The organism is Mesorhizobium sp. M0136 (assembly GCF_040322515.1).
Taxonomy (GTDB): Bacteria; Pseudomonadota; Alphaproteobacteria; order Rhizobiales; family Rhizobiaceae; genus Mesorhizobium.
The window spans coordinates 86,506-100,380 of record NZ_JAMYTP010000007.1 but is presented as its reverse complement, the minus strand read 5'-3'; the positions used below and the strand labels follow the sequence as shown (position 1 = coordinate 100,380).

Genomic DNA, 13,875 nt, shown 5'->3' with positions numbered 1-13,875 from the left:
AGAGGTTTTTATGATCGAAGCGCGGGATGTCTCGGTGGCGATCGGCGGCAAGCGCATTGTCGCCCATATCGATTTCGCGGCTCGGCCCGGCGAGGTCGCGGCCATCGTCGGCCCCAACGGTTCGGGCAAGACGACCTTTCTCAGAGCACTGTCCGGCGATCTTGCTTATTCGGGAGAGGTCACCGTCAACGGCCGCAATCTATCCGCGATGAAGCCGGTCGAGGCGGCGACGGTGCGCGCGGTGCTGCCGCAGGCGACGACGCTGTCCTTCCCGTTCACCGTGCGTGAGATCGTCAGGCTAGGCCTGGTCGGCGGGCGCTCCGGCGCGTTGCCCGGCGAGGACCAGCGCCTGCCCGAACGGGCGCTGGCTCGCGTCGACCTCGACGGTTTTGCCGGCCGCTTCTACCAGGAGCTGTCCGGCGGCGAGCAGCAGCGCGTGCAGCTTGCCCGCGTTCTGTGCCAGATATGGGCGCCGGTGCTCGACGGCAAGCCGCGCTATTTGTTCCTCGACGAGCCGGTGTCCAGCCTCGACATCAAACACCAGCTGATCATCATGGACATCGCGCGTGATTTCGCCAGGCGCGGCGGCGGCGTGGTCGCCATCCTGCACGACCTCAATTTGACGGCGATGTATGCCGACCGGATCTTCGTCATGCATCGCGGCAGGCTCGCCGCTACAGGTTCGCCGCAACAGGTGCTCAGCGACGAGCTGATCGAAAAGGTCTTCGATTGCCGGCTGAAGGTCGGCGTGTTGCCGGCCGCAAACATGCCGTTCGTACTGCCGCAATCGGCGGCTTAGGCAATCAGAGAACTCAAGCGGCCGGCGCCCTTTGCACCAGCATGTCGATGCCGAGCAGGTGTCGCACATTCGGGCGCGCCGCCACCAGATCGGCGATCGTGTAGCGCGACAGCACGGCGAAGAAGGCGTTGAGCGCTTCGCGCAATGCCGAATTCAAGGCGCAGCTGTCGACCAGCGGGCATTCGGCGGCGTCGTTCTCGAAGCACTCGGCCATGGCAAAGCTTTCCTCCGTCACCCGCACGACATCGAACAGGCTGATTGATTCGGCCGCACGGCCGAGCCTGACGCCGCCATTCCTGCCGCGCACCGTTTCGATCAGCCCGTGCTCGACCAGCGGCTGCAGAATCTTGAACAGGAAAAGTTCCGATACCGAATAGGCGGCGGCGATCTCGGGGATGCGGCTCAACCGTTCGGTGTTGGCGGCGCAATACATCAGAATGCGCATGGCGTAGTTTGTCTGACGGGTAAGCCGCATCGTGTCCTCACATAGCAGTGGTTGGCGTCAATATGGCCTATAGTTTGGAACAATTCCAGACTGGCGCTGCATAATAGATGAATTCCGGCCTCAAGTTTGCGTGCACGATTGCGCGCGCTGAAACCAGCGGGGCGCTTTCCGGGGCAGGCGGCACTAGATAAGTTCGCATACACGATCAGGAGCGGCCCATCATGTCTCGACCAGCCCCGGCATTTGCATCTGTCGCGTCCGCCCGGTTCGATGCCGATGCCAAGCTTTCGGCGCTCAGGCGCACCAAGTTCGTTGCCGCCGCAGCACTTGCGTTTTGCGTGCTGGTCTTTGCGGTGGCGAAATCGCTCGAGAGCCGGCATGCGTGGCTGGGCTTCGTCGCCGCTTTCGCCGAACCGGCGACGATCGGCGGGCTGGCCGACTGGTATGCGGTGGTGGCGCTGTTTCGGCGGCCGCTTGGCCTGCCGATCCCGCATACGGCCATCATCCCGGAAAACCAGAACCGCATCGCCGACAATCTCGGCCGCTTCATCGAGGTCAATTTCCTGGCGCCGGAACCGGTGCGCGAAAAGCTTGCCGAGGTGGACTTTTCGGCGCTGGTCGCGGACTGGCTGGCCGACCCGAACCGCGCCGCCGATTTGTCGCGTTTCGTTGGCCGGCTGGTGCCGCAGACGCTGGCAGCGGTCGAGCAATCCGGGCTGCGCGGATTCGTCACCAGCCGCATGCTGGAGCAGATCGAGAAGGTACCGCTGGCGCCGCTTGCCGCCGAGCTGCTGTCGGCGCTGACCGACGATCGCCGCCACCAGAAATTATTCGACGAGTTCACCAAGGTGGTCGGCCGCTTCCTGAGCGACGAGCAGGCGCTGGCGACGATGCGCGAGAAGATCCGCGAGGAACTGCCGTCGCTATTCAACCTGTTTCGCGCCGACGCCTATCTGTTGAAGAAGATCGTTGCGTCGGCCGGCTCGCTGCTCGATGAGGTGCGGGCCGATCCGCACCACCCGATGAGAGCCGAATTCGACCTTTTCGTCGAAACCTTCGTCGAGCGGTTGAGGACATCCAAACAATATGCCAGGCGCGCCGAGAAGCTGAAGCGCGATTTCCTTGCCCGGCCAGAGCTCAGCGCGTTGGCCGGCGATATGTGGGACAGCCTGCGGCTGTTCATCGAACAGGACGCCAAGGCGCCGAATTCGATGATCCGCGACCATCTCGCCACCATGTTCGTCGAGGTCGGCCGCCATCTTGCCGACGACGCGCAGATCAGGGCCGACATGAACCAGGGCTTCATCGTGGCGCTGGCCTCCTTCGTCGAAAGCCAGAAAAGCGGCGTGTCGAAGTTCATCGCCGACCAGGTCAAGCGCTGGGACCTCGCGCAACTGACAAGGCTTATAGAAATGAACATCGGCAAGGACCTGCAATATATCCGCTTCAACGGCATGATCATCGGTGGCCTTGCCGGGCTCGTGCTCTACATCGCCGAACGGCTGTTTCTCGTCGGCTGACTCGTCCGAATGGACCGCTGAGCTTCGCTGCACTATCTTCGGTGCAGTGGCGGCGTTCACGGCAACAGGGGGAGAGAACCAGCATGGCAAAACGACCGGAGTCTGAGTCCTTCATCGACATGTTCGGCAAGTTCGGCCGCGACCTGAAGCTGCCGAATGTCGACGTCGAGGCGATCCTCGCCCACCACGCCAGGAACCTGGAGGCGCTGGAGAAGTCGGCCCGGGCGAGTGCCGCCGGAGCGTCGGCGCTGTTGTCAAGGCAACGCGAGATGCTGCAGGACACGCTGCGCGAAATCACCGACATGGCACAAAACTACCGAGCGCCCGGCACTCCGCAGGAAATGATGCAGAAGCAGGCGGCGTTCGCCAGGAAATCCTTCGAGACCGCGCTGAAGAATGCCGGCGAGATGGCCGAACTGGCGAGGGCGTCCGGTAGCGAATCGATCGAAATCCTGCGCAGCCGCATCAAAGAGGCGATGGAGGAGATCCGCGCCGGCCACCATAAGAGGTAAGCTGTTCCCCGGCAGCACGCTTGCCGGCAGCGAAGACCGGCGATTCGCGGCCGAAGATTATGGGCTGGAATCGCACTGGCGAATTGACAGGGGCGGCCGGTCGTGGTCCGGAACAGGCAAGCGATCGGGAAAGCAGGAATGACGCAGATACGGCCGAGGACGCCGCCGACCTTCGAGCAACTCAGGGCGATGGCCGGGCAGGAGTTGGGCGTTTCGGACTGGACGTTGGTCGATCAGCACCGCATCGACCAGTTTGCCGAATGCACTGGCGATCATCAATGGATCCATGTCGATCCCGAACGGGCGAAGCGGCAAAGCCCGTTCCGAACGACGATCGCGCATGGCTATCTGACCCTGTCGATCATCGGCGCGCTGGCGCTCGAGATGGGCATCGTGCCCGAAAACACGCAGGCCGCGTTCAATTACGGTTTCGACAAAGTGCGTTTCGTGGCGCCGGTCAGGGTCGGCTCGCGAATCAGGCTGCGCACCACGCTGTTGTCGATGGAAGACAAAGGTCCGGGGCAGTATTTGATGAAGGCCGCCAATACAGTCGAGATCGAAGGCGAGCAAAAGCCGGCGCTGACCGCCGAGACGCTCGTCATGCTTTATGCACGCCGCAAGCGGGCAGGGGCCTGAGAGCACAGCCTCAGGCCAGCAGGCTTCCGGCAGCGCAATCAACGCGACATCGCCTCTTCAAGCGCCCTGAAAATCCGGTCGTCGCCCGATTGGGCGACGTTGAAGCGCATGTAACGGCTGGCCGAACGGGACAGGCTGAACGCATTGCCGGGCGCAAGCACGACGTTGGCCGACAAAGCGTGACGGGCGACGTCCGCGGCATCTATTCCCTCCGGCAGCCTGCACCATAAAAACATGCCGGCCGGCTGATCTATCCACGGCACGATGCCGATTGCCCTGAGCCGGGTGCCGGTTTCTTCCATGGCGTGCGAGAGCCGCGCGCGCAGCAGATCGACGTGCTTGCGATAGAGGCCGTCCTTCAGCAACGTCAGCACCAGTTCGGATGCAAGTCGCCCGCTGCCAAAGGATGTGGCAATCTTGAGATCGGTCAAACCTTCCATCCAGTCGCGAGGAGCGGCGATGAAGCCGCAGCGCACCGATGCCGACAGCGTCTTGGAAAAGCTTCCGATATGGATGACCCGGCTGAGGCCGTCGAAGGCCGCCAGCCTGGGCGCGGGCGTGTGTTCGAAATCGGCGAAGATATCGTCCTCGATGATCGTCAGCCCCGACTGGTCGGCGAGCTTCAGCACCCGATGGGCAACGACCGGGGACAATATCGCGCCGGTCGGATTATGGAGCGCCGAATTGGTGATGTAGAGGCGCGGCCGGTACTCGTTCAGCGCCTGCGCGAACAGTTCGATGTCCGGCCCCGAGCGCGTGTAGGGGACACTGATCACCTTGGCCCGATGGGCGCGCAACAGGGCATGGAAGTTGAAATAGCACGGATCGTCGACCAACACCGTGTCACCCGGTTCGAGCAGGAACCGGCACAGCAGGTCGATCGCCTGAGTGCCCGATTCCGTCAGCATGATCTGTTCCGGGGACGCTTCGATGCCGTGCTCGGCCATGCGCCGCGCCAACAGATGTCGCAACGCCGGCAACCCGAGCGGCGTGCCGTAATCGGTCAGCGCTGCATCGTCGGCGCGGGCCATCGTCCGCAGCGAGCGACGCAATCCAGCCTCGGGCATCCATGACGCCGGCAACCAGCCGCAACCCGGTTTCAGGACGCCGTCGCCGGCTTCCAGCGATTGGCGTGAGACCCAGAGCGGGTCGACAGCACGGTCAAGCCTGGGGCCGATCTCGGCCAGCGACAGCGGAGCCAGCGGTCCGGCGGCATAGAAGCCCGAGCCTGGCCGCGAGCGGATCATGCCTTCCGCCGCAAGACGTTCATAGGCTTCGACCACGGTGGATTTGGAAACCTGCATGGCCTTGGCGAAAGCCCGGATCGAAGGCAGCCGCATTCCCGGCGTCAGGCTGCGCGAGGCGATCCTGTGCCTGATCGTCGCCATGACGCTTTCGACAAGCGTTCGGCTGCCTTCATCTGTTGTCGTCTGCTCGTCCATCCGTACTGCTCGCTCCACCATGACAGTTTTGTCAAACTGTACCTGATTGTCTCTGGCGGAGCCATACTCTCGGCCCGATAGAGGGCGAAATCAGCGGGGCATCTATGGACAAGGCGGCGAGTAGCTGGGCGGCGAGCAGTTGGGCGGCGAGTGGCTGGGCGGCAAGTGGCTGGGTCAACGGGTTCATCGGCGTGCTGATCTTCAGCGGTTCGCTGCCGGCGACGCGCGTGGCGGTGATGGATTTCGATCCGGTGTTCGTAACGGTCGCCCGTGCGGCTTCGGCGGGCATCCTCGGCCTGGCGCTGCTGCTTCTCTTTCGCCAGAAGCGCCCGGAGCGGCGAGATCTGTTCCCGCTGGCGATCGTGGCGCTTGGCGTCGTGGTCGGCTTTCCCCTGCTGACAGCGCTGGCGCTCAAACACATCACGTCGGCTCACTCGAGCATTTTCGTCGGCCTGTTGCCGTTGGCGACCGCGATCTTCGGCGTGGTTCGAGGCGGCGATCGCCCGAAGCCGGCGTTCTGGCTGTTCTCGTGCCTCGGCAGCGCCCTTGTCGCCGGTTTCGCAGTCACCCAAGGCCTGTCGGTCTCGCCGCTCGGCGACATCCTGATGCTGGCCGCCATCATCGTGTGCGGATTGGGCTATGCCGAAGGAGCGGCGCTGTCGCGCAAACTCGGCGGTTGGCAGGTGATTTCGTGGGCACTGGTGCTGTCGCTGCCCTTCATGCTGGCGCTGACGTTCATCACGATGCCGCCGTCGCTCGAAAGTGCCGGCAGGGGCGCCTGGATTGGCTTGGCCTATGTTTCGCTGTTCAGCATGCTGATCGGTTTCGTGTTCTGGTATCGCGGCCTGGCGCAAGGCGGCATCGCCGCGGTCGGTCAGTTGCAGCTGCTGCAGCCCTTCTTCGGCCTCGGGCTGGCGGCAGCGCTGCTGCATGAGCAGGTCAGTCCCGCCATGATCGCCGTCACCGCAGCCATCGTGCTTTGCGTCGTCGGTGCCAAGAGATATGCGAAATAGGTGCGCCAGCGCACTCTTGACTCGATACAATCGCGTCCAATTGATACCAAGAGCTGCCGACCTGGCGGAACGACGTCTCGAGGTGCCGAGTCGGCCAGAGTGGCACAAAGGCGCGAGGTGGCCTCACGTCGGCGTGGAGGAAAAAGGGACGATTTTGGTGCCTGGGGTCCAGAAGGTAGTCTTGTCCTCCGGCGGCGAGGTGGCCGTCCGGACGGCTGGTGACGCTTCCAAGCCCGCGCTCGTGCTGCTGCACGGCTTTCCCAGCTCTTCGCGGACGTTTCGCGACGTGATCGCGCCGCTCTCCGGCTGCGCCTATGTCGTGGCGCCTGACCTGCCGGGCTTCGGCGCGTCCGATCTGCCGCCCGAGCCATCGTTCGACATGCTGGCCGGCGCGATTGAAGAGCTGCTCTCGCGTCTCAACGTTGGCCGCAGGTTTCTTTATCTGCATGATTTCGGAACCCCGGTAGCGCTTCATCTCGCCATGCGCGCGCCGGAACTCGTCGAAGGCCTCGTTATCCAGAATGCCAATGCCCACCGCTCCGGTTTTGGTCCGCAATGGGCAGACACATTGGACTTCTGGGCTGCGCCGAATGCGGCGAATGAGCAGGCCGCCACCGCCCATCTGACCCTTGAGGGAACCCGCGACCAATACGTCGCCGGGCTGCCAGCCGAGATCGCGGCGCTGGTCGATCCAGGTAATTGGATCGAAGACTGGCGGGTCATGTGCCTGCCGGGACGACTTGATCTGCAGAAGGCGCTCATTGCCGACTACGGCCGATATGTCGACCGGTTCGGGGAGGTGGCTGATTATCTGGCGAAGCATCAGCCCCGAGCGATGCTTCTTTGGGGTCGCCACGATGCCTTCTTCGACATTGCAGAGGTTCAATCGTGGCTTGTGGATCTTCCCCGGATGGAGGCTCACGTCTTCGACGCAGGACATTTCCTCCTGGAGACGCATGCGCTCAAGGCTGCTGAACTGATGCTGGAGTTCGTCGCCGGCGGCTCAGCTAAGCGCGCTGGCCGCGGCGACCAGAAATACTCGCAAGGATCAGCGCCGCCACTACCAGGGCCGTCGCCACCTGGAAAGTGACCTGCATCCCTCGTGCGGCTGCCGCAGGTGCTAATATCTGCTGACCGCTACCTTCGCTTCCGCCAGCCGATGCGAAGGCAAACACCGCGCCCATCACCGACGCACCGGTGATCAGGCCTAGATTGCGCGAGAGATTGAGCAGGCCGGAGACGACGCCGCGCTGGTCGGATGCCACGCCGGTCATCACGGCTGAATTGTTGGAGGTCTGAAACAGGCTGTAGCCGGTGCAGACGATGATGATCGGCACGATGTAGCCGGCAATACCGAATTCCGCCCGCGACAGAGCAAAAGTACCAATAGCGAGATCGAACAGGCCGACGATCGTGATCCGGTGCGCCCCGAAACGATCGACCAGGCGTCCGGCCGGCAGCGCCGCCAATGCGGTAACCAGAGGGCCGGTCGACAGAACCAGCCCGACCATGGCTGCGTCCAGCCCAAGCGTGCGCGACAGATAGAACGGCGCGACCGCCAGCGTCGCCATCATCACGGTGGCGACGATCAGGCTCATGGCGAGGCTTGCGTTCAGCGCCTGGTCGCGGAACCTCGCAGGTTGAATCAAAGGGTTCTCGGCCCTTGTCTGCGCAATCACGAACAGCAGGCCAGCCACGGCGGCGGCAATCAGCAAGCCGGTATTGAGAGAACCAAAACTGCCGCGCCCAAGAGTCATGGCGAGCGCATAGGCGGCCAGCGTCAGCGCGAGCAAAGCCGTGCCTATGCCGTCGAAACCGCGCCGATCTGGCGTCTTTTTTCCGGCCGGCAGGACGCGCCAGGCAAGCGCGAAAGCCAGCGCCCCCAACGGCAGATTGATGAGGAAGATCGCGCGCCAGCCGAGGCCGGCGATCAGCAATCCGCCAAGCGACGGGCCAAGCGTGGTGCCGATCGCCGACATGGCGCCGAGCAGGCCCATGGCGCTGCCGGTTTTTCCCCGGGGAACCGTGTCCGCGACAAAGGCCAGCGTAAGAGCCATCATGACAGCCGCGCCGAGCCCCTGTGCCGCCCGTGCGGCGATCAGCAGCCAGAGCGTCGGGGCAAGCCCGCAAAGCACGGATGCGAAGGTGAACAGGGCAATGCCGCCGAGCAATAGCGGGCGGCGGCCGAAATGTCGGCGAGCCGTCCGGCGCTGACGACCAGGGTGGTGATGGCGAGCAGATAGGCAAGAACGACCCATTGCACGAGCTGGAACGATGCGCCGAACGCCTGCATCAGCGATGGCAGCCCGACGCTGGCGATGCTGGTGGCGAGCGACGACAGCAGCGTTGAAAGCGACAGGCTTGCCAATGCCCATCGGGTCGAGCGTGCGCTCACCGGGGCAACTTCGTCCCAGGTCTTTTCAGCGGTCGATGCCAAGGTGAACTCCTTTGCCGTCAGCCCCAAATCGGAGCTGTCGGAGGCTATTCCCTCGCATGATGTGGCGGAAGGCGCAGTATTTGCATCTTATTCGTGCATGAAACGCCACATTACGGCTGAGCTGTGCTACGGTCCTTCCATGTCGTCGCCCGATCTCAATCTGCTTGTCGCCCTTGATGTGCTGCTGACCGAGGGCAGTGTGGCGCGCGCGGCCGGGCGGCTGCGCCTCAGTCCCTCGGCGATGAGCCGGACGTTGGCGCGGTTGCGCCAGGCGACAGGCGACCCATTGCTGGTTCGGGCCGGCCGTGGTCTGGTTGCGACGCCGCGCGCGCTCGAATTGCAGCAGCAAGTGGGCCGCGTCGTGCAGGATGCGGAAGCGCTGCTGCGTCCGGCCAGGCCCCTCGACCTCTCCGCTCTCGACAAGGTCTTCACGCTGCGCGCCAACGAAAGTTTTGTCGAGGAGTTCGCACCGCGTCTTGTGACCCGTGTCGAAGCGGATGCGCCTGGTGTGCGGCTGCGTTTTGCGCCGAAATCCGACAAGAGCGACATGTCGTTGCGCGACGCGGCGATTGATCTCGAAATCGGGGTTGCCAGTGAAACGAGCCCTGAAATGCGCATTCAGGCGCTGTTTCGCGACCGCTTCATCGGTGTGGTGCGAACGGGACATAAACTGAGCGAGGGCCCGGTGAGCCCGGAACGTTATGCGGCCGGTCGCCACATCAGCGTGTCGCGGCGTGGCCGCGAAAAGGGCCCGATCGACGAGGCCTTGAAACTGCTGGGTCTCCAGCGGACGGTTGCGTGCATGGTTTCCAGCTTCTCGGCCACGCTCGCCATGGCGCGCGCCTCCGATCTGATCGCCAGCGTCCCCGAACGGCACACGCTGGGCGCGCGCGCACGCATGTACAGCTTCCCGTTGCCGGTCGATATCGAGGAGGTCACCATTTCGATGCTCTGGCATCCGCGGCTCGATGTCGATCCGGCGCAGCGCTGGCTAAGAGCCTGCGTGCGGGAGGTCTGCGCGTCGTTTCGTTGATCCAGAGTCGGGGCGTGATCTAGAATCTGGTCACAACGCCGATGCCGATGCCTTCGAAGCCGCCCATCGCCATCAAAGCGGCCGGCGCTTCCTCGAGGCTGATCTTGTTGCCGACCAGGAGTTCGGGTTTGAGCTTGCCGGTGCGGATCATCTCCATCATCGCCTGGTAGCGAAACGCCTGCATGCCGTGGCTGCCGCGGATTTCGAGCTCGAATGCGATCACCTTGTCCATCGGAATCTGCGGCCTGGCATGGTCGCCGAGCATCAGGCCGACCTGCACGTGGCGCCCGCGGCGGCGCAGGTTCGCGATCGAATTGAACGAGGTTGTCGGGTGGCCGAGCGCGTCCATCGACATATGCGCGCCGCCATTGGTGATCTGCTTGACCGCCTTGACCACGTTCGGCGTGTTCGCCGCGTTGATCGTCGCCACCGCGCCGATCTTTTTGGCAAAGTCCAGCTTCTCGTCGGTGAGGTCGATGGCGACGACATTGGCGCCCATGGCGCTGGCGATCATGATCGCCGACAGGCCGACGCCGCCGCAGCCATGCACGGCCACCCATTCGCCGGGAGTCACGCGGCCCTGATCGACGACGGCGCGGAACGAGGTGACGAAGCGGCAGCCGAGGCTGGCGGCGGTGGCGAATTCCATCTCGTCGGGCAAGCGTACGAGATTGGTATCGGCATGGTCGATGGCGACATATTCGGCGAACGACCCCCAGGCGGTGAAGCCGGGCTGGAACTGGTGCTCGCAGACCTGGTGGTTGCCCGACGTGCATTCGAAGCAGCGGCCGCAGCCGACGGCAAACGGCACGGTGACGCGCTCGCCGCCCTTCCAGCGGGTCACCTGGTTGCCTGCGGAGACCACGACGCCGGCCAGTTCGTGGCCCGGCACATGCGGCAGCCGGATGCCGTCGTCGTGGCCCATCCAGCCATGCCAATCGCTGCGGCAGAGGCCAGTCGCCTCCACCTTGATGACGACGCCTTCCGGCGAAGGCGTCGGATCCGGCACCGTCTGAATCGTTGGCGTTTCGCCGAACTTTTCGAAAACGACGGCTTTCATCGGCAGTTCCTCATCACTTCATGCAATTGCGGTCTATTCGGCATCGATCTGGTTCTCCGGCGCGGCCTTCCGGAATGCCGGCAGCGCCGTGCAGGCGGCGTGGATGCGTGCGATCGTCGGGTAGGGCGTCATGTCGACGCCGAAGCGGGCATTGCTGGTGACCTGTGCGACCAGGCAGATGTCGGCCAGCCCCGGCGTGTCGCCATGGCAGAATGTCTTGGTCTCGGGCGAGGAAGCCAGAATCTTTTCAAGCGGCTGGAAGCCTTCGTTGACCCAGTGCCGGAACCAGTTGACGACATCCTGGTCGCCGGCGCCGAACAGCGTGCGCAACGAGGTCAGCACGCGCAGATTGTTCACCGGATGGATGTCGCAGGCGATCATCTGCCCCAGCATTCTGACGCGGGCGCGGCCAGGCGCATCCTTGGGCAGCAGCGGCGGCTCGGGCGTGGTCTCGTCGAGATATTCGATTATCGCCAGCGATTGCGTCAGCAGCGTGCCATCGCCTAGGACCAGCGCCGGCACCAGCCCTTGCGGATTGACCGCGAGGTAGGCGGGATCCAGATGCTCGCCGTGGCGCAAATGATGCGGCACGTACTCGTAGGCCAAGCCCTTCATCTCCAGCGCGATCCGCACCCGGTAAGAGGTCGAGGAACGGTAGTAGTTGTGAAGGACGATATCGCTCATTGTGTCACGGGCTCGGTTGGCCGATGGTCAGTTCGATTTCGCCGATGCCGTCGACGCCGCCGGTGATCTTTTCGCCCGGCCCAACGGCGCCGACCCCGGCTGGCGTGCCGGTGAAGATCAGGTCGCCGGGCCGGAGTTCTACCGCCTCGCTGCAAATCGAGACGATGTCGGGAACCGGCCAGATCAGTTCGGCAAGGTCGCCGTCCTGCCTGATCTCGCCGTCGACCGCGAGCCAGATGCGGCCCTTGTCGGGATGACCGGATTGTTGCGCCGGGACCAGCGGGCCGCAGGGCGCTGAACGGTCGAAGGCTTTCGACCAGTCCCACGGTCGTGCCGCCTTTTTCGCCTCGTCCTGAAGGTCGCGGCGGGTCAGGTCGACGCCGACGCCGTAACCCCAGACATGGTCCAGCGCCCGCTGGCGCGGGATGCGAAAGCCGGCCTTGCCGATCGCGACGACCAGCTCGATTTCGTGGTGCAGGTTTCGGGTCAGCGGTGGGTAGGGGACCGTGGTGCCTGAACCGGCTACCGCGTCGACCACTGCGTCGCCTGGTTTGGTGAAGAAGAAGGGAGGGTCGCGCTCGTCATTGCCGAGCTCGCGGGCATGGGCGGCGTAGTTGCGGCCGACGCAGAAGATCCGGCGCACCGCAAAACGCTCCGGCGAGCCGGCCACGGCCACCGACGGGGTTGCGGGCAGGGGAAGGACGAAGCCGGTCATGCACTGTCTCTGTTCAGTGGATCTGTCCCCGGCACATTCGGCCGATTTGGGCAAACGGGCAAGGCATTGGATGGCGGAACAGCAGGCCTGCCGCACGGTGCCGCGGAAATCGTCGGTCCATTCTGCTTTAGCCAGCCAAGATGGCAATGTACTATTTGGCAATAAGCTGGCCATGGTTGCCGGACTATTCTAGACCAGAACAGACCAGACCGAACCGAAGTGAAGCTAATGACCGCTGTCAACGATCGCGCCCGGTTCCTCATCATCGACGACCATCCGCTGTTTCGCGAGGCGCTGCACAGCGCCGTCCAGATGGCCTATCCGGAGGTCGACACGGTGGAAGCGCGCTCGATTGCCGAGGCGCTCGAGCTTCTGACGGATGCCAAGCCGTTCGACCTCGCACTGCTCGATCTCAGTATGCCCGACGTGCATGGCTTTGACGGGCTGCTGCAGCTCAGGACGCGTTACCCGCGCCTGCCGGTCGTCATCGTCTCCGGCTATGAGGAGCCGAAGATCATTTCCGAGGCGCTGTCCTACGGCGCGGCCGGCTTCATTCCGAAATCGGCACGCAAGAGCGATCTTGCCGCGGCCATCCGCTCGGTGATGGAAGGTGCGATCTATGTTCCCCAGACCTATGAGGGCCGGCCGCCCGACGCCGACAGCACCGACCGCGCCGAGATGGTACAGCGCCTGGCCACGCTGACGCCGCAGCAGCTCAAGGTGCTGCAGATGCTGCGCCAGGGCCTGCTCAACAAACAGATCGCCTACGAGCTGCAGGTCGGCGAGACCACGGTCAAGGCGCATGTCTCGGAAATCCTGCGCAAGCTCAACGTCTACAGCCGCACCCAGGCGGTGATCGAGGTCTCGAAGCTGGACAATGCCGAGCTGTTTCGCGATCCGGCGGGGTTTTGAGAGGGCTCGCTAAAAAGCGCACCGTCACTGGAGTCGACCGCACTCGTGTCACCGCAATCGGACTAGACTAGCGACGGCTCTCACGTTTCCCAACGCCAGCTAAGGAACGGGCCTCTCTCTAGTCAGATCAAACTCGCGGGGCGATTGCTCGGCGGCAGTTAGCCTCTTTCCGGCATCTAGTAAAATGGCCGCTCCGGGTCCAACGTAGAATGCTCTAACTTTACTGAATTGCTTTCTGAACGCCCTGCTAAAAATCTTCATTAGCTCCTGAGCAAGCGGCGCGTCGGAGGCTGTTGCCACGCGGCCATTTATGACAACATCTTCACCCCATCGCCCACCGGGGGAAAGCGTGACTGTGTCCGGGTTGATAAGCTGATCTAACGAATATCGGATACCGAAGACTGTTTTTATCGGCCTCACCTCAATCGGAATGTCGCGGCGAGTGACAAGAAATGATTGACCGCTGGAAGCCGATCCAGTGGCTGATTGCCCAAGACTGGGAATTTGCCTTCCATTGGTAAAAGTTTCAAATTCCATCGTGGGAAACTGACCCATGAGAATGTATTTTATCGGAATTACATGCTCTACAGCTTCCAACATAGGGAGAAGATCATCCTTTAGCGCGAAGAAGTGAACCTGCTTCATATGAATTACCGCCTAGGCACAA

Annotated in this window: 14 protein-coding genes and 1 pseudogene; 8 read left to right on the top strand and 7 right to left on the bottom strand. The window is 63.3% G+C overall.

Going from position 1 to position 13,875, the window contains the following annotated elements:
• Positions 1 to 10 precede the first annotated feature (10 nt).
• Entirely contained in the window at positions 11 to 799 is a 789-nt protein-coding gene (locus NKJ35_RS10715; protein WP_352646812.1) for a heme ABC transporter ATP-binding protein, read from the top strand.
• Between the two features lie 13 nt (positions 800 to 812).
• On the opposite strand, the gene rirA is transcribed toward NKJ35_RS10715, so the two are convergent.
• Complete coding sequence (gene rirA, locus NKJ35_RS10710) at positions 813 to 1,274, bottom strand: iron-responsive transcriptional regulator RirA (RefSeq protein ID WP_352477664.1); 462 nt, start codon at positions 1,272 to 1,274, stop codon at positions 813 to 815.
• 191 nt (positions 1,275 to 1,465) lie between these two features.
• Here rirA and NKJ35_RS10705 point away from each other — a divergent pair, with 191 nt between their 5' ends.
• The 3 genes from NKJ35_RS10705 to NKJ35_RS10695 all read left to right on the top strand — a co-directional run bounded on the left by NKJ35_RS10705 (position 1,466) and on the right by NKJ35_RS10695 (position 3,912).
• Positions 1,466 to 2,764 carry a DUF445 domain-containing protein gene (locus NKJ35_RS10705; RefSeq protein WP_352646809.1) on the top strand — a complete coding sequence of 433 codons (1,299 nt, stop codon included), beginning with the start codon at positions 1,466 to 1,468 and terminating at the stop codon, positions 2,762 to 2,764.
• Positions 2,765 to 2,847: 83 nt separating this feature from the next.
• Complete coding sequence (locus tag NKJ35_RS10700; RefSeq protein ID WP_352646806.1) at positions 2,848 to 3,276, top strand: phasin family protein; 429 nt, start codon at positions 2,848 to 2,850, stop codon at positions 3,274 to 3,276.
• Between the two features lie 138 nt (positions 3,277 to 3,414).
• A complete protein-coding gene (locus NKJ35_RS10695; protein WP_254818237.1) occupies positions 3,415 to 3,912 on the top strand; it encodes a MaoC family dehydratase in 498 nt (165 codons plus the stop codon).
• A 38-nt stretch (positions 3,913 to 3,950) separates the two neighbouring features.
• Here the strand turns inward: NKJ35_RS10695 and NKJ35_RS10690 are convergent, their stop codons facing one another.
• A complete protein-coding gene (locus NKJ35_RS10690) occupies positions 3,951 to 5,354 on the bottom strand; it encodes an aminotransferase-like domain-containing protein (RefSeq protein WP_352646804.1) in 1,404 nt (467 codons plus the stop codon).
• A 104-nt stretch (positions 5,355 to 5,458) separates the two neighbouring features.
• On the opposite strand from NKJ35_RS10690, the gene NKJ35_RS10685 reads away from it, so the two are divergent.
• Entirely contained in the window at positions 5,459 to 6,367 is a 909-nt protein-coding gene (locus tag NKJ35_RS10685) for a DMT family transporter (RefSeq protein ID WP_352646802.1), read from the top strand.
• Positions 6,368 to 6,524: 157 nt separating this feature from the next.
• On the top strand, positions 6,525 to 7,457 hold the full coding sequence (locus tag NKJ35_RS10680; protein WP_352646799.1) for an alpha/beta fold hydrolase: 933 nt from the start codon (positions 6,525 to 6,527) through the stop codon (positions 7,455 to 7,457).
• Here the strand turns inward: NKJ35_RS10680 and NKJ35_RS10675 are convergent.
• Positions 7,375 to 8,804: pseudogene (locus NKJ35_RS10675) on the bottom strand (MFS transporter). The gene NKJ35_RS10680 and the pseudogene NKJ35_RS10675 sit on opposite strands and share 83 nt — an antisense overlap.
• A 139-nt stretch (positions 8,805 to 8,943) precedes the next feature.
• Between NKJ35_RS10675 and NKJ35_RS10670 the strand changes: the two are divergent.
• Positions 8,944 to 9,837 carry a LysR family transcriptional regulator gene (locus NKJ35_RS10670; RefSeq protein ID WP_352647050.1) on the top strand — a complete coding sequence of 298 codons (894 nt, stop codon included), beginning with the start codon at positions 8,944 to 8,946 and terminating at the stop codon, positions 9,835 to 9,837.
• 19 nt (positions 9,838 to 9,856) lie between these two features.
• Here NKJ35_RS10670 and NKJ35_RS10665 read toward each other — a convergent pair whose 3' ends face one another.
• The 3 genes from NKJ35_RS10665 to NKJ35_RS10655 are packed head-to-tail and all read right to left on the bottom strand — an operon-like array spanning position 9,857 to position 12,296.
• Positions 9,857 to 10,897 carry a zinc-dependent alcohol dehydrogenase family protein gene (locus NKJ35_RS10665; RefSeq protein WP_352646797.1) on the bottom strand — a complete coding sequence of 347 codons (1,041 nt, stop codon included), beginning with the start codon at positions 10,895 to 10,897 and terminating at the stop codon, positions 9,857 to 9,859.
• Positions 10,898 to 10,930: 33 nt separating this feature from the next.
• Positions 10,931 to 11,581 carry a maleylacetoacetate isomerase gene (maiA, locus tag NKJ35_RS10660; protein WP_352646795.1) on the bottom strand — a complete coding sequence of 217 codons (651 nt, stop codon included), beginning with the start codon at positions 11,579 to 11,581 and terminating at the stop codon, positions 10,931 to 10,933.
• A gap of 4 nt (positions 11,582 to 11,585) precedes the next feature.
• Positions 11,586 to 12,296, bottom strand: coding sequence for a fumarylacetoacetate hydrolase family protein (locus NKJ35_RS10655; protein ID WP_254818244.1), 711 nt, complete (start codon positions 12,294 to 12,296; stop codon positions 11,586 to 11,588).
• A gap of 228 nt (positions 12,297 to 12,524) precedes the next feature.
• Between NKJ35_RS10655 and NKJ35_RS10650 the strand changes: the two genes are divergently transcribed.
• On the top strand, positions 12,525 to 13,208 hold the full coding sequence (locus tag NKJ35_RS10650; RefSeq protein WP_254818245.1) for a response regulator: 684 nt from the start codon (positions 12,525 to 12,527) through the stop codon (positions 13,206 to 13,208).
• A 99-nt stretch (positions 13,209 to 13,307) separates the two neighbouring features.
• Here NKJ35_RS10650 and NKJ35_RS10645 read toward each other — a convergent pair whose 3' ends face one another.
• Positions 13,308 to 13,853, bottom strand: coding sequence for a hypothetical protein (locus tag NKJ35_RS10645; RefSeq protein ID WP_352646792.1), 546 nt, complete (start codon positions 13,851 to 13,853; stop codon positions 13,308 to 13,310).
• Positions 13,854 to 13,875 lie beyond the last annotated feature (22 nt).